The sequence below is a fragment of the Streptococcus sp. 20925_1_69 genome, assembly GCF_041432365.1.
Taxonomy (GTDB): domain Bacteria; phylum Bacillota; class Bacilli; order Lactobacillales; family Streptococcaceae; genus Streptococcus.
This window is the reverse complement of sequence record NZ_JAPVZL010000013.1, coordinates 1-15,707: the sequence shown is the minus strand read 5'-3', so window position 1 is coordinate 15,707 and position 15,707 is coordinate 1. Positions and strand designations below refer to the sequence as shown.

Sequence of the window (15,707 nt, the reverse complement as noted above, 5' to 3'; positions counted from 1 at the left end):
ATATTCTTTGGAGGTTATCCGTATGTTGCATGATACGGATAATTTTCATATAATAGTAAAATAGAATGTGTGATTCAATAATCACCTCAAATAGAAAGGAAATTCTATGTCAAATCTATCTGTTAATGCAATTCGTTTCCTAGGTATTGACGCTATCAACAAAGCCAACTCAGGTCACCCAGGTGTGGTTATGGGAGCAGCTCCGATGGCTTACAGCCTCTTTACAAAACAACTTCGTATCAATCCAGCTCAACCAAACTGGATTAACCGCGACCGCTTTATTCTTTCAGCAGGTCATGGTTCAATGCTCCTTTATGCTCTTCTTCACCTTTCTGGTTTTGAAGATGTCAGCATGGATGAGATTAAGAGCTTCCGTCAATGGGGTTCAAAAACACCTGGTCACCCAGAATTTGGCCATACAGCAGGGATTGATGCTACAACAGGTCCTCTAGGGCAAGGTATTTCAACTGCCACTGGTTTTGCCCAGGCAGAACGTTTCTTGGCAGCCAAATATAACCGAGAAGGCTATAATATTTTTGACCACTATACTTACGTTATCTGTGGAGACGGAGACTTGATGGAAGGTGTCTCAAGCGAGGCGGCTTCATACGCAGGTTTGCAAAAACTAGACAAGTTGGTTGTTCTTTATGACTCAAATGACATCAACTTGGATGGTGAGACAAAGGATTCCTTTACAGAAAGCGTTCGTGACCGTTACAATGCCTACGGTTGGCATACTGCCTTGGTTGAAGATGGAACAGACTTGGAAGCAATCCATGCTGCTATCGAAGCGGCTAAAGCTTCAGGTAAACCATCTTTGATTGAAGTGAAGACGGTTATTGGATACGGTTCTCCAAACAAACAGGGAACTAATGCTGTACACGGTGCTCCTCTTGGAGCAGATGAAACTGCAGCAACTCGTCAAGCTCTCGGTTGGGACTATGAACCATTTGAAATCCCAGAACAAGTTTATGCTGATTTCAAAGAACATGTTGCAGATCGTGGTGCATCAGCTTATGAAGCTTGGACAAAATTAGTTGCTGACTATAAAGAAGCGCATCCAGAATTGGCTGCAGAAGTAGAAGCTATCATTGACGGACGTGATCCAGTTGAAGTGACTCCGGCAGACTTCCCAGCCTTAGAAAATGGCTTCTCTCAAGCAACTCGTAATTCAAGTCAAGATGCCTTGAACGTTGTAGCTGCTAAGTTACCAACATTCCTAGGTGGATCAGCTGACCTTGCTCACTCAAACATGACTTACATCAAAACGGATGGACTTCAAGACGACGCTAATCGCTTGAACCGTAATATTCAGTTTGGTGTTCGTGAATTTGCAATGGGAACAATCTTGAACGGGATGGCCCTTCACGGTGGACTTCGTGTCTACGGTGGTACTTTCTTTGTCTTCTCTGACTATGTGAAAGCAGCTGTCCGTTTGTCAGCCTTGCAAGGTCTTCCTGTGACTTATGTCTTTACCCACGATTCTATTGCAGTTGGGGAAGACGGTCCGACTCACGAACCAGTTGAGCACTTGGCAGGTCTTCGTGCTATGCCAAATCTAAATGTTTTCCGCCCAGCAGATGCGCGAGAAACTCAAGCAGCTTGGTACCTTGCAGTAACAAGTGAGAAAACACCAACTGCCCTTGTCTTGACACGTCAAAACTTGACTGTTGAAGAGGGAACAGACTTCGACAAGGTTGCTAAAGGTGCCTATGTTGTCTATGAAAATGCAGCAGACTTTGATACCATCTTGATTGCGACAGGTTCAGAGGTTAATCTTGCTGTCTCAGCTGCCAAAGAATTGGCTAGTCAAGGCGCAAAAGTCCGCGTAGTCAGCATGCCATCTACAGATGTCTTTGATAAACAAGATGCAGCATACAAGGAAGAAATTCTTCCAAATGCAGTTCGCCGTCGTGTTGCAGTCGAAATGGGTGCAACTCAAAACTGGTACAAATATGTTGGTCTCGATGGTGCTGTTCTTGGTATTGATACCTTCGGAGCCTCTGCCCCAGCACCAAAAGTATTGGCAGAATATGGCTTTACTGTCGAAAATCTTGTAAAAGTCGTTCAAAACTTGAAATAATTCTAAAAATCAGGGCGCAAGCTCTGGTTTTTTCTTACTAGAAAAGCAAGGTACAATCTTGTAAAAGTAGCTGAAATTTGATATAGTAGTCCTATGTAAAAGACAAAGGAGAAACTAATGAATCCAAATTATACATTTTTAATCATACTAGTCCTTATGATGGGCTTGATGTTCTTTACGCAACGCTCTCAAAAGAAACAAGCACAAAAACGTATGGAAAGCTTGAATAAATTACAAAAAGGCTATGAAGTGATTACAATCGGTGGACTTTATGGAACAGTCGATGAAGTAGATACAGAAAAGAAAACAATTGTTCTTGATGTAGATGGGGTTTACTTGACTTTTGAACTCGCTGCTATCAAGACCGTATTACCACTTAAAGAAACAGCTTCACTCGAAGGTGCAATTGAAAAATAAGACGGGATCACGAACTCCCGTTTTTCTATAAAAGAAAGGAATGGGATGAAAAAACTAGTTTTTGTCTGTCTGGGAAATATTTGCCGTAGTCCTATGGCCGAGTTTGTTATGAAATCAATGACAGATAATTATGAAATCCAAAGTCGAGCGACTTCCTCTTGGGAACATGGCAATCCGATTCATAAGGGAACTCAAGGGATTTTTCAACAGTATGAAATTCCTTATGAAAAAGGCAAGACATCGCTTCAGATTAGTAAGGAAGATTTTGAAGCCTTTGATTATATTATCGGAATGGACGCTTCAAATGTTTCTGACTTACGTCAGATGTGTCCAGCAGACTGTCAAGATAAGATTTACTCATTCGCATCTGAAAGTGTTCCAGATCCTTGGTATACAGGAGATTTTGAGGAAACCTATCAGCGTGTTCAAGAGGGGTGTCAAGCTTGGTTAGAACGTTTAGAAAAGGTGAGTGAAGATGGAAAATCTTAAGAATTTTTACGACAAATATAGTGTCTATCTGACTCGTTCACGTTTAGAGCTTTTGGCAGTAGTTGCCATTGTTTTCTGTGCTGTACTCGTCTTTTTTCTAAATATTCCCGGAAAAGGTGTCTTAAAACTCGATAATGGAACGATTGTTTACGATGGCAGTCTTGTCCGTGGTAAAATGAATGGACAAGGTACCATTACTTTCCAAAATGGAGACCAATATACAGGTGGTTTCAACAATGGAGCCTTCAACGGAAAAGGCACCTTTCAATCTAAAGAAGGATGGATCTACGAAGGTGATTTTGTAAATGGTCAGGCTGAAGGAAAAGGAAAACTAACAACAGAACAAGAAGTCGTTTATGAAGGGACTTTTAAACAAGGCGTTTTTCAACAAAAATAAAGCCTCCTTATCAAAGGAGGTATTGTTAGAACACGTAAGTAAGCGCTTACCTGTAAATCCCTTTCTTTCCAAGATTCTCTTCCAAATGAGTTTGTGAAATAAAAAAATATTTGAAACAAATTTCACAAACTTCAAAGATAAAACCTGATAAGAAAGGAAAATGATAAAAAATTCACAAGAAACTAAAAATTCTTTGTGAAATGTTTATGAAACTGTTTACAAAGTTGAAATAATGCGTTATAATAAACTTGTGAAAAAATTAACAAAGGATATCAATCCTTGAAAGCTATGGAGGAAAATATGGCTGATAAAAAAACTGTGACACCAGAAGAAAAGAAACTCGCTGCTGAAAAGCATGTCGATGGCTTGGTGCAAAAAGCTTTAGTTGCCCTTGAAGAAATGCGTAAGTTGGATCAAGAGCAAGTTGACTATATCGTAGCTAAAGCGTCAGTGGCAGCTTTGGATGCCCACGGAGAATTGGCTTTACATGCCTTTGAAGAAACAGGACGTGGTGTATTTGAAGATAAAGCAACTAAGAACTTGTTTGCTTGTGAACACGTAGTAAACAACATGCGCCACACTAAGACTGTTGGCGTTATCGAAGAAGACGATGTAACAGGTTTGACCCTTATCGCTGAACCAGTTGGTGTTGTTTGTGGTATCACTCCTACAACAAACCCAACATCAACAGCAATCTTTAAATCATTGATTTCATTGAAGACTCGTAATCCGATCGTCTTTGCCTTCCATCCATCAGCACAAGAATCATCTGCTCATGCAGCACGTATCGTCCGCGATGCAGCTATCGCAGCTGGTGCTCCTGAAAACTGTGTGCAATGGATTACTCAACCATCTATGGAAGCAACAAGTGCCCTTATGAACCACGAAGGTGTTGCGACAATCCTTGCAACAGGTGGTAATGCCATGGTTAAAGCCGCATACTCATGTGGTAAACCAGCTCTTGGGGTAGGTGCCGGAAACGTTCCAGCTTATGTTGAAAAATCAGCAAACATCCGTCAAGCAGCACACGATATCGTCATGTCTAAATCATTTGACAACGGTATGGTCTGTGCATCTGAACAAGCGGTTATCATTGATAAAGAAATTTACGATGAATTTGTAGCAGAGTTCAAATCTTACCACACTTACTTTGTAAACAAAAAAGAAAAAGCTCTTCTTGAAGAGTTCTGCTTTGGCGTGAAAGCAAACAGCAAAAACTGTGCTGGTGCAAAATTGAACGCTGATATCGTTGGTAAACCAGCAACTTGGATTGCAGAACAAGCAGGATTTACAGTTCCAGAAGGAACAAACATTCTTGCTGCTGAATGTAAAGAAGTTGGTGAAAACGAGCCATTGACTCGTGAAAAATTGTCACCAGTTATCGCAGTTTTGAAATCTGAAAGCCGTGAAGATGGTATTACTAAGGCTCGTCAAATGGTTGAATTTAACGGTCTTGGGCACTCAGCAGCTATCCACACAGCTGACGAAGAATTGACTAAAGAATTTGGTAAAGCTGTTAAAGCTATTCGTGTTATCTGTAACTCACCTTCTACTTTCGGTGGTATCGGGGACGTTTACAATGCCTTCTTGCCATCATTGACACTTGGATGTGGTTCTTACGGACGCAACTCAGTTGGGGATAACGTTAGTGCCATTAACCTCTTGAATATCAAAAAAGTCGGAAGACGGAGAAATAACATGCAATGGATGAAACTTCCTTCAAAAACATACTTTGAACGTGATTCAATTCAATACCTTCAAAAATGTCGTGACGTTGAACGTGTCATGATCGTTACTGACCATGCCATGGTAGAGCTTGGTTTCCTTGATCGTATCATCGAACAACTTGATCTTCGTCGCAATAAGGTTGTTTACCAAATCTTTGCTGATGTAGAACCAGATCCAGATATCACAACTGTAAACCGTGGTACTGAGATTATGCGTGCCTTCAAACCAGATACAATCATCGCTCTCGGTGGTGGATCTCCAATGGATGCTGCTAAAGTAATGTGGCTCTTCTATGAGCAACCAGAAGTGGACTTCCGTGACCTTGTCCAAAAATTCATGGATATCCGTAAACGTGCCTTCAAATTCCCATTGCTTGGTAAGAAGACTAAATTCATCGCGATTCCAACTACATCTGGTACAGGATCTGAAGTAACACCATTTGCCGTTATCTCTGATAAAGCAAACAACCGTAAATACCCAATCGCTGACTACTCATTGACACCAACTGTGGCAATCGTAGACCCTGCTTTGGTATTGACAGTTCCTGGATTTGTTGCTGCGGACACTGGTATGGACGTATTGACCCACGCGACTGAAGCTTACGTATCACAAATGGCTAGCGACTACACTGACGGTCTTGCACTTCAAGCTATCAAACTTGTATTCGAAAACCTTGAAAGTTCCGTTAAGAATGCAGACTTCCATTCACGTGAGAAAATGCATAACGCTTCAACAATCGCTGGTATGGCCTTTGCCAATGCCTTCCTAGGTATTTCTCACTCAATGGCCCATAAGATTGGTGCCCAATTCCACACAATCCACGGTCGTACAAATGCAATCTTGCTTCCATACGTCATCCGCTACAACGGTACACGTCCAGCTAAGACAGCAACATGGCCTAAGTACAACTACTACCGTGCAGATGAAAAATACCAAGATATCGCACGCATGCTTGGACTTCCAGCTTCTACTCCAGAAGAAGGTGTGGAATCTTACGCAAAAGCTGTCTACGAACTTGGTGAGCGCGTAGGTATCCAAATGAACTTCAAAGCACAAGGGATTGATGAAAAAGAATGGAAAGAACATTCTCGTGAATTGGCCTTCCTTGCTTATGAAGATCAATGTTCACCAGCTAACCCACGTCTTCCAATGGTTGACCATATGCAAGAAATCATCGAAGATTCTTACTATGGCTACAAAGAAAGACCAGGACGCCGTAAATAATTGTTTATCAGCCTAGAGGCGGGAGAAATCCTGTCTCTTTTTTTGTAATTCTATTTGAAAAACAGTATAATAACCGCATATATTTGTTTGAAAATCAAATCTTTTATAATCATGCGAGGGGCAAATGAACAAGATAAATGAGTTAGGGGATAAAGTGCGACTTTTAAGAGAGGAGAAAGGACTTAGTCGTCCAGTTTTTTGCGGGGATGAGTCTGAATTATCAGTCCGTCAGTTGGTGAGAATCGAAAAAGGAGAATTTCGACCGACTATAAAAACACTAGAATATATTGCAGATAGATTAGAAATTCCGTCCTATGTCTTGATGCCAGATTATAAGGAATTACCCAAGCGTTACCAAGAATTAAAGTACTTTCTTTTACATCACCCTGACTATGGAGACAAGGAGTTGCAGGAGCAGAAGGAAGAATATTTTGATGAGATTTTTGAATGTTTTTATGATGATTTGCCACGTGATGAGAAAGTGCTAGTGGATTGTCTTCAAGCTATAGATGCAGTGAGAATGACTAGTAATTCCTTATATGGAAGCAGTGTGATTGAGGACAGTCTTCAAGACTTGCTATCCAGAGATGTTTATAAAGCCGAGGATTTGTTGAAATTGAGACTGTATTTCAACTGTCAGTTAATGGATGGTTTAAATGTGGGTGAGATAAAAGAATCTGAGTATGAAACCATTCTTTGTTTTCATGATAAATTAAGTTCTCAGGTTGATAAGATAGAGTTCGATTGTTTGGACTTACTTAGAGATTCCTTGTTAGCTTCTTTAGCTTGTATAAAAATTATGGGGCTGTTTCATTATTTTAAGAGGACAGTCGAGACCTTAAATAAAATAGGACAAAAAACACGAGATTTCCAAAAGCAACCGATTGTCTTGATGGTGGAGTGGAAATATTATATTCAGACGGATTATGATACAGCCAAACAAAAGTATGAAGAAGCAAAAATGATGGCGAGGATGTTTGGTAATGAGAAGTTACTCGTTAGTTTAGATAAGGAATGGAGCGAAGACTTAGAAAGGTATTATTAAATGATTTATAGGAGTGACATTTCTGTCATTGGGGAAATGTCGCTTTTTTGTTACAATGAATTTTATACTCAATGAAAATCAAAGAGCAAACTAGGAAACTAGCTGCAGGCTGTACTTGAGTACGGTAAGGCGACGCTGACGTGGTTTGAAGAGATTTTCGTAGAGTATTACTTGATATACATCCAGAAGCAAACTAGGCAATAGAGAGAAAATTCTAAGTAGTAGGCCCATAGGGTAAAACAGTGCTGATGTCGCTTAAAGGATTTTCTATAAGTAGGATGTATGACGATAACAGTTTTAAACAAGGGGGAAAGAATGTCCATTTTATCAATTAAAAATATTTCAAAGTTTTACACTTTGGACGGTAAACATCAAGAACAGGCTCTAAGAAATATTAACCTGCAGATCGCAAAAGGTAAAATTACAGCGATTTACGGGCCGTCAGGCTGTGGCAAAACTAGTCTACTAAACATCATTAGCGGTTTAGACAGACAATATGAAGGAGTTTTAGAATTTAAAGGGGAATCCCTCCGTGACTTATCAGAGATTGAACTAACTCAATTTCGTAAAGATAAGATTGGATTTGTGTTTCAAAACTTTAACCTCATTCCTCATCAGTCTGTCTTGGACAATGTCAAGCTACCTCTCTATGTCAAAGATTTATCTGACAGGGAGATGACAATGATTGCAAAGGAGCAATTAAGTAACTTGGGCATGGAGCCTTTTATGGCTAAAAATGTTAAACAGCTTTCTGGTGGGCAAAAGCAACGTGTAGCAATCGCGCGTGCCTTGGTAAATCAGCCTGATATGATTGTAGCAGACGAGCCAACGGGTTCGCTGGATTCTCAATCCCAAGAAATGGTATTGGAAGTATTTAAAAATTTAGCCCAAACAGGGAAAACAGTACTGATTGTAACCCATAATCCAGAGGTTGCCGAATATGCAGATGTGATTATCAAAATGAAGGATGGTGAAGTCGTTGAAGAAGTCACAAAATAAAGGATTATCATTGAAAAATAAATTCAAACTTTCTTTAAATAACTTTATGGAAAGAAAGTGGCGTAACCTATTGATTGCGCTAGCAACCTCAATCGGTTTTGTAGGAGTCTTAATTTCTTTCGGCTTGGGAAATGCATTGATTTCGATGATTGATGAAAATACGAATGGAGGTCAAATCCCTTCTCAAGTTCAGATTGCTTTAAACACAAAAAATGTTGGACGAGGCTTTTTGAACCAAGATGATAAGAACTATATCACGGATACAGTTGGGAAAGAAGCTATTAAATATTTGGAGAGTCCTTTTGGGATGACCATGTCAAATATTACTATAGATGGGCAAGAAATGGATCTGAGTCAAACGATGCCTTCTTATGCTCAAGTAGTGAGTCTCTATGAGGATACAAGTATCTCTGTTAGTAGTAATGAGACGGACAAAGTGTTGGCTGGATCCCTCTATACTGATACAAATGAACAGGGATTAACGATTCCAATCAGCTTACTAAAAAATTGGAATGAACAGACAGGAAACAATCTGACAGCTACTGATCTTATTGGCAAACCAGTCTCAGCCAGCATTGTTGAAAATGCTGCCGAAGCTAGCAAAACTGCTCAATTTCAAACGAAGATTGTGCGTGTAATTAATGATGAAGATGACATGGAGGACAGTAACAGTTTCATGCCGTCTCATCAAATGGAAACGATTTTGAAAGAAGCTGGATTTACAAAAGCTGTATCTTATTTTATCTTGGAACTCAAAGATCCATCACAGACAAAAACGGTAACAGAAGAATTACAGAAAAATAAGAAGTATACTGTTCTTTCTCAACAGAAGGTTCTTGATATTGTGATTACCTTTATTCGTGTCATTCAGGGATTATTGATTGTACTTTCATCACAAGCTATTGTGGTAGCAGCGGTCATGATTGGTATCATTATTTACATCAATATTATGCAACGTTCTAAGGAAATAGGTGTCATGAAGGCAGTTGGTTATCAGAATCGTGATGTCAAAGGGATTTTTATTTACGAGGCTATCTGGATTGTAGGAATCGCCTTGCTACTGGCCTTTTTGGTAGCACAAGGGGTGGGAAGTTTGGCGAATGCGATTGTAAGTCACTTTTACCCATCCATCACTAAGGTTTTTGAATTAAATTTGTTATCTGTTTTAGGAACTCTAGTTTTCGCTCTCTTGCTTGGCTATGTATCAGCCTACTTCCCAGCGCGTAAAATTAGTAAAATGGACCCTGTAGAGTCGCTACGATATGAATAGTAAGGGAGTTCTTGATTTACAGACTTAAAAAGAAACTAACAGAGAAAAACAATGCCCGTACTTGCAATTAAACTTAAATAGTTATATAATAGGTTTGTTGAAAGGTGATTTGTAGTGATTCAAGTTACTCTTTTCACAATAAAAATTTCATGATTTTCATAAGGAGGAAATCACTAATGGTAGTTAAAGTTGGTATTAACGGTTTCGGACGTATCGGTCGTCTTGCTTTCCGTCGTATCCAAAACGTAGAAGGTGTTGAAGTTACACGCATCAACGACCTTACAGATCCAGTTATGCTTGCACACTTGTTGAAATACGACACAACTCAAGGTCGTTTCGACGGTACTGTTGAAGTTAGAGAAGGTGGATTTGAAGTTAACGGTAAATTCATCAAAGTTTCTGCTGAACGTGATCCAGAACAAATCGACTGGGCTAACGACGGTGTAGAAATCGTTCTTGAAGCTACTGGTTTCTTTGCTAAGAAAGCAGCTGCTGAAAAACACTTGCACGCTGGTGGAGCTAAAAAAGTTGTTATCACTGCTCCTGGTGGAAACGACGTTAAAACAGTTGTATTCAACACTAACCACGACGTTCTTGACGGTACTGAAACAGTTATCTCAGGTGCTTCATGTACTACAAACTGCTTGGCTCCTATGGCTAAAGCTCTTCAAGACAACTTTGGTGTTGTAGAAGGATTGATGACTACTATCCACGCTTACACTGGTGACCAAATGATCCTTGACGGACCACACCGTGGTGGTGACCTTCGCCGTGCTCGCGCTGGTGCTGCAAACATCGTTCCTAACTCAACTGGTGCTGCTAAAGCTATCGGTCTTGTAATCCCAGAATTGAACGGTAAACTTGACGGATCTGCACAACGTGTTCCAACTCCAACTGGATCAGTTACTGAATTGGTAGCAGTTCTTGAAAAGAACGTTACTGTTGATGAAGTGAACGCAGCTATGAAAGCAGCTTCAAACGAATCATACGGTTACACAGAAGATCCAATCGTATCTTCAGATATCGTAGGTATGTCTTACGGTTCATTGTTTGACGCAACTCAAACTAAAGTTCTTGACGTTGACGGTAAACAATTGGTTAAAGTTGTATCATGGTACGACAACGAAATGTCATACACTGCACAACTTGTTCGTACTCTTGAATACTTCGCAAAAATCGCTAAATAATTCATGAGTCGATAAAAAGCAAGGCCTCTTGGTCTTGCTTTTCTTATATGGAAAAATGGATGGCACAACAATCATCCATTCTTTTTTAATTCTTTTTCAAAAGTATCTGAAAGGGTAGTGAAGCTTAATTTCTCTAAAGTAAGTGGATGGGTAAAGGACAGACGAAAGGCGTGGAGCATAAGCCGACTTGTCTTTGATTTGCTATTATAGAGAGGGTCGCCCAAAATAGGGAAGTTATGATGCGAAAGGTGCACACGAATCTGATGGGTTCGCCCTGTCTTTAGTTTGCAACGAACCAAGGAAGTTTTGTTTGGGAATTGCTTTAATCTGCTTACATGTGTTTCAGCGTATTGACCGTTTTTTGTATCAACTATTCTTTTTCTGCGGTCATGACGATCACGTCCGATTTTGTCTTTGAAGACAAGTTCTTTCTTGTTGATATTTCCATCAACTAGTGCCCAATATTCCCGAGAAATTTCTTTTTTCTCTAGTAAGCGATTGAGAATGGGTAGGATAAATGGATTTTTGGCAAAGAGGACTAAACCACTGGTTTCCATGTCCAGACGATGAACGACATAGCAGGTTTGGCCAACATAGGCACTGACATGGTTAAGAAGGGCGATTTCGTTTGGCTGATTACCATGCGTTTTCATCCCCTCTGGTTTGCTGACAATAATCAAGTGTTGATCTTGATAAACCTCTTGGACGAGGTCAGGGTTGCCCCAAGGAATTTCCTTTTTGGGGTAGTCTTCCTCGTCAAAAGTCAATTGGCAAACATCTCCAGGATTTACCGTCTCGTTCCAATGAACTTCTCGCTGATTAATCAAAATGTGTTTCTTGATTCTCAAAAAATGACGGATTTTTCTAGGGATGAGGAGTTGCTCCTCTAGTAATTGCTTCACCGTCATTTGAGGTAGAGAGGCGGGTAAAGTAAAAATGAATTTCATACAGATATTGTAACAAAAAAAGCCCTATTTGGATAGGAAATAGCTAAATTCTTGTCTTCCTATGATGAAGATGATAAAATAAACGCATGAAATTAGATAAATTATTTGAGAAATTTCTTTCTCTTTTTAAAAAAGAAACAAGTGAATCAGAGGATTCTGATTCTACTAGCTTGCGTCGTTCTCGCAGTGATAGGAAAAAATTAGCCCAAGTAGGTCCAATTCGAAAATTCTGGCGTCGCTATCATCTAACAAAGATTGTCCTTATACTAGGTTTGAGTGCAGGCTTGCTAGTTGGAACCTATTTGTTTGCTGTAGCTAAGTCAACCAATGTCAATGATTTGCAAAACGCCTTGAAAACTCGGACTATCATTTTTGACCGTGAAGAAAAAGAGGCCGGTGCCTTGTCTGGTCAAAAGGGAACCTACGTTGAACTGACTGATATCAGTAAAAATTTGCAGAATGCCGTTATTGCGACAGAAGACCGTTCCTTCTATAAAAATGACGGGATTAACTATGGTCGTTTTTTCTTGGCGATTGTCACTGCTGGTCGTTCAGGTGGTGGTTCTACTATTACCCAACAGCTAGCTAAAAACGCTTATTTGTCACAGGATCAAACTGTTGAGAGAAAAGCGAAAGAATTTTTCCTTGCCTTAGAATTAACCAAAAAATATAGTAAGGATCAAATTCTAACTATGTACCTTAACAACGCCTATTTTGGAAATGGTGTATGGGGTGTAGAAGATGCGAGTAAGAAATACTTTGGAGTTTCTGCATCAGAAGTGAGTCTGGATCAAGCTGCGACTCTGGCAGGGATGCTCAAAGGACCGGAACTGTATAACCCCTTGAATTCTGTAGAAGATTCTACCAATCGGCGCGACACTGTCTTACAAAATATGGTTGCAGCAGGTTACATTGATAAAAACCAAGAAACCGAAGCTGCAGAAGTTGATATGACTTCGCAATTGCACGATAAGTATGAAGGGAAAATTTCAGATTACCGCTATCCTTCTTATTTTGACGCGGTGGTTAATGAAGCCGTTTCTAAGTATAATCTAACAGAGGAAGAAATCGTAAATAATGGCTACCGCATTTATACAGAGTTGGATCAAAACTACCAAGCAAATATGCAGGTTGTCTATGAAAATACATCGCTATTTCCGAGAGCAGAGGATGGAACATTTGCACAATCAGGAAGTGTCGCTCTTGAACCGAAAACAGGAGGAGTTCGTGGAGTTGTCGGTCAAGTTGCTGACAATGATAAAATTGGATTCCGGAATTTCAACTATGCAACTCAATCAAAACGTAGCCCTGGCTCTACAATTAAGCCTTTAGTTGTTTATACGCCAGCAGTTGAGGCAGGTTGGGCTTTGAACAAGCAGTTGGATAACCATACCATGAAGTATGACAACTATAAGGTAGATAACTATGCAGGAATCAAAAAGAGTCGAGAAGTTCCCATGTATCAAGCCTTGGCAGAATCGCTTAATCTACCTGCTGTTGCTACTGTTAATGATTTGGGTGTTGATAAGGCTTTTGAGGCAGGCGAAAAATTTGGACTCAACATGGAAAAGGTAGACCGTGTTCTTGGTGTCGCTTTAGGAAGCGGTGTCGAAACCAATCCTCTTCAAATGGCTCAAGCATATGCTGCCTTTGCAAATGAAGGTTTAATGCCGGAAGCTCATTTTATTAGTAGAATTGAAAATGCTAGTGGTCAGGTCATTGCGAGTCATAAAAATTCACAAAAACGAGTGATTGATAAAGCTGTAGCTGACAAGATGACTAGTATGATGTTGGGGACATTCACCAATGGTACCGGTATTAGTTCATCGCCTGCAGACTATGTCATGGCAGGGAAAACTGGAACAACTGAAGCAGTTTTCAATCCGGAGTACACAAGTGACCAGTGGGTAATTGGTTATACTCCGGATGTAGTGATTAGCCACTGGCTTGGCTTTCCGACCACTGATGAAAATCACTATCTAGCTGGCTCTACTTCAAACGGTGCAGCCCATATCTTTAGAAACATTGCCAATACCATTTTACCTTATACGCCAGGAAGTACCTTTACGGTTGAAAATGCTTATAAGCAAAATGGAATTGCACCAGCCAATACAAAAAGACAAGTACAAACCAATGATAATAGCCAGACAGATGATAATTTGTCTGATATTCGAGGACGTGCGCAAAGTCTAGTAGATGAGGCTAGTCGGGCTATCTCGGATGCTAAGATTAAGGAAAAAGCTCAAACAATATGGGATTCGGTAGTCAATCTATTTCGCTAAGATGCTTGTCAAAGCCTAGCTTTCTTGTTATAATAGATAAGATGGAGGCGTTATGGCACTAAAAAAAGCAAGCCTAGCTTGTGCGGTTTGTGGTTCTAGAAACTATTCAATCAAGATTAGTGGAAACCCCAAGCCTACACGACTAGAAGTAAATAAATTTTGTAAGCATTGTGGCAAGTACACTACACACAGAGAAACGAGATAGGAGAGAGCGATGCGTTTTATTGGAGATATTTTTAGACTTCTTAAAGACACAACATGGCCAACTCGCAAGGAAAGCTGGAGAGATTTTCGTTCTATTATGGAATACACAGCTTTCTTTGTAGTAATTATTTACATTTTTGACCAGTTGATTGTTTCAGGTTTGATTCGATTTATTAACATTTTTTAGAAGGTTAGTGGAGTTAATTACACTAGAAATCTTCTATTTATGAAAGGAAATATCATGGATAGTTTTGATAAAGGGTGGTTTGTTTTACAAACTTATTCTGGTTATGAAAATAAGGTAAAAGAAAATCTATTACAACGTGCACAAACCTACAATATGTTGGATAATATTCTACGCGTTGAAATTCCAACACAAACAGTGCAAGTTGAAAAAAATGGAAAGAGAAAAGAAGTAGAAGAAAATCGCTTTCCAGGTTATGTTCTTGTAGAAATGGTCATGACAGATGAAGCTTGGTTTGTTGTTCGAAACACACCAAATGTTACAGGATTCGTCGGATCTCACGGAAATAGATCAAAACCAACACCATTATTGGAACAAGAAATTCGTGACATTTTGGTATCTATGGGACAAACTGTTCAAGAATTTGATTTCGATGTTGAGGTTGGTCAAACTGTACGTATTATTGATGGAGCTTTTGCAGATTATACCGGTAAGATTACGGAGATTGATAACAATAAAGTGAAGATGATTATCTCTATGTTTGGTAATGACACGGTTGCAGAAGTAAACCTAAACCAAATCGCAGAATTATAACCCAAAGAGAGGCAAGACCTCTCTTTTTTTGTGCAGTTGAGGAGCTAAAGGGAACAGAATAGGGGAAATGGAACAAATGTGTTTTCTAATCTGTTAAACTGTATCTAGAAAGGGGAAAAGCATGATTAAAGAATTGTATGAAGAAGTTCAAAGCATTGTATATAAGTGTAGAAATGAATATTACCTTCATTTGTGGGAGTTATCGGACTGGGATCAAGAGGGAATGTTTTGCCTACATGAATTGATTAGTAGCGAAGAAGGGCTAGTAGACGATATTTCTCGTTTACGTAAATACTTCAAAACAAAATTCCGGAATCGAATTCTAGATTATCTCCGTAAACAAGAAAGTCAAAAACGGAGATATGATAAAGAGCTTTATGAAGAAGTGGGTGAGATAAGTCATCGTATAAGTGAGGGAGGACTCTGGCTAGATGACTATTATCTCTTTCATGAAACACTAAGAGATTATAGAAACAAACAAAATAAAGAGCAACGAGAAGAGTTAGAACGCGTCTTAAGAAATGAACGATTCCGAGGTCGTCAAAGAGTATTAAGAGACTTACGTATTGTGTTTAAAGAGTTTGACATCCGTACTCATTAGGAATTCATGCAAAAAAGTAAAAAAGTTTAAAAAAGGTGTTGACAAAAAACAAAAAG

The 15,707-nt window shown here is 39.5% G+C and carries 15 protein-coding genes; 14 read left to right on the top strand and 1 reads right to left on the bottom strand.

What is annotated here, in order from left to right; genetic code table 11:
- Positions 1-106: 106 nt before the first annotated feature.
- The 9 genes from tkt (at position 107) to gap (ending at position 10,839) form a co-directional block, all read left to right on the top strand.
- Positions 107-2,083 carry a transketolase gene (tkt, locus tag O3601_RS08520; protein WP_371472552.1) on the top strand — a complete coding sequence of 659 codons (1,977 nt, stop codon included), beginning with the start codon at positions 107-109 and terminating at the stop codon, positions 2,081-2,083.
- A 117-nt stretch (positions 2,084-2,200) separates the two neighbouring features.
- On the top strand, positions 2,201-2,500 hold the full coding sequence (gene yajC / locus O3601_RS08515; protein ID WP_125443897.1) for a preprotein translocase subunit YajC: 300 nt from the start codon (positions 2,201-2,203) through the stop codon (positions 2,498-2,500).
- A 45-nt stretch (positions 2,501-2,545) separates the two neighbouring features.
- Positions 2,546-2,989 carry a low molecular weight protein-tyrosine-phosphatase gene (locus O3601_RS08510; protein WP_077804625.1) on the top strand — a complete coding sequence of 148 codons (444 nt, stop codon included), beginning with the start codon at positions 2,546-2,548 and terminating at the stop codon, positions 2,987-2,989.
- Entirely contained in the window at positions 2,976-3,386 is a 411-nt protein-coding gene (locus tag O3601_RS08505) for a hypothetical protein (RefSeq protein ID WP_371472548.1), read from the top strand. Before O3601_RS08510 ends, O3601_RS08505 begins: the two co-directional genes overlap by 14 nt.
- A gap of 300 nt (positions 3,387-3,686) precedes the next feature.
- Positions 3,687-6,338: a bifunctional acetaldehyde-CoA/alcohol dehydrogenase gene (adhE, locus tag O3601_RS08500; protein WP_023945660.1), complete on the top strand. Its 2,652-nt coding sequence runs from the start codon at positions 3,687-3,689 to the stop codon at positions 6,336-6,338.
- 124 nt (positions 6,339-6,462) lie between these two features.
- Entirely contained in the window at positions 6,463-7,383 is a 921-nt protein-coding gene (locus O3601_RS08495) for an XRE family transcriptional regulator (RefSeq protein ID WP_371472546.1), read from the top strand.
- A gap of 315 nt (positions 7,384-7,698) precedes the next feature.
- Positions 7,699-8,382: an ABC transporter ATP-binding protein gene (locus O3601_RS08490; protein ID WP_371472543.1), complete on the top strand. Its 684-nt coding sequence runs from the start codon at positions 7,699-7,701 to the stop codon at positions 8,380-8,382.
- Positions 8,351-9,652: an ABC transporter permease gene (locus O3601_RS08485; protein ID WP_371472540.1), complete on the top strand. Its 1,302-nt coding sequence runs from the start codon at positions 8,351-8,353 to the stop codon at positions 9,650-9,652. Before O3601_RS08490 ends, O3601_RS08485 begins: the two co-directional genes overlap by 32 nt.
- A gap of 176 nt (positions 9,653-9,828) precedes the next feature.
- Positions 9,829-10,839: a type I glyceraldehyde-3-phosphate dehydrogenase gene (gene gap, locus O3601_RS08480; protein WP_000260687.1), complete on the top strand. Its 1,011-nt coding sequence runs from the start codon at positions 9,829-9,831 to the stop codon at positions 10,837-10,839.
- A 71-nt stretch (positions 10,840-10,910) separates the two neighbouring features.
- On the opposite strand, the gene O3601_RS08475 is transcribed toward gap, so the two are convergent.
- Positions 10,911-11,786 (bottom strand): RluA family pseudouridine synthase, encoded by an 876-nt coding sequence (locus O3601_RS08475; protein WP_371472538.1) that lies wholly within the window; start codon positions 11,784-11,786, stop codon positions 10,911-10,913.
- 86 nt (positions 11,787-11,872) lie between these two features.
- Between O3601_RS08475 and pbp2a the strand changes: the two genes are divergently transcribed.
- The 5 genes from pbp2a to O3601_RS08450 all read left to right on the top strand — a co-directional run bounded on the left by pbp2a (position 11,873) and on the right by O3601_RS08450 (position 15,651).
- Positions 11,873-14,068, top strand: coding sequence for a penicillin-binding protein PBP2A (pbp2a, locus tag O3601_RS08470; RefSeq protein WP_371472535.1), 2,196 nt, complete (start codon positions 11,873-11,875; stop codon positions 14,066-14,068).
- Between the two features lie 52 nt (positions 14,069-14,120).
- Complete coding sequence (rpmG, locus tag O3601_RS08465) at positions 14,121-14,273, top strand: 50S ribosomal protein L33 (protein WP_001809375.1); 153 nt, start codon at positions 14,121-14,123, stop codon at positions 14,271-14,273.
- A gap of 9 nt (positions 14,274-14,282) precedes the next feature.
- Positions 14,283-14,459, top strand: coding sequence for a preprotein translocase subunit SecE (gene secE, locus O3601_RS08460; RefSeq protein WP_001210991.1), 177 nt, complete (start codon positions 14,283-14,285; stop codon positions 14,457-14,459).
- Positions 14,460-14,513: 54 nt separating this feature from the next.
- A complete protein-coding gene (nusG, locus tag O3601_RS08455) occupies positions 14,514-15,050 on the top strand; it encodes a transcription termination/antitermination protein NusG (RefSeq protein ID WP_000376739.1) in 537 nt (178 codons plus the stop codon).
- 121 nt (positions 15,051-15,171) lie between these two features.
- The gene (locus tag O3601_RS08450; RefSeq protein ID WP_371472519.1) at positions 15,172-15,651 is read left to right on the top strand and encodes a sigma-70 family RNA polymerase sigma factor; all 480 of its coding nucleotides are present in this window, start codon (positions 15,172-15,174) and stop codon (positions 15,649-15,651) included.
- Positions 15,652-15,707 lie beyond the last annotated feature (56 nt).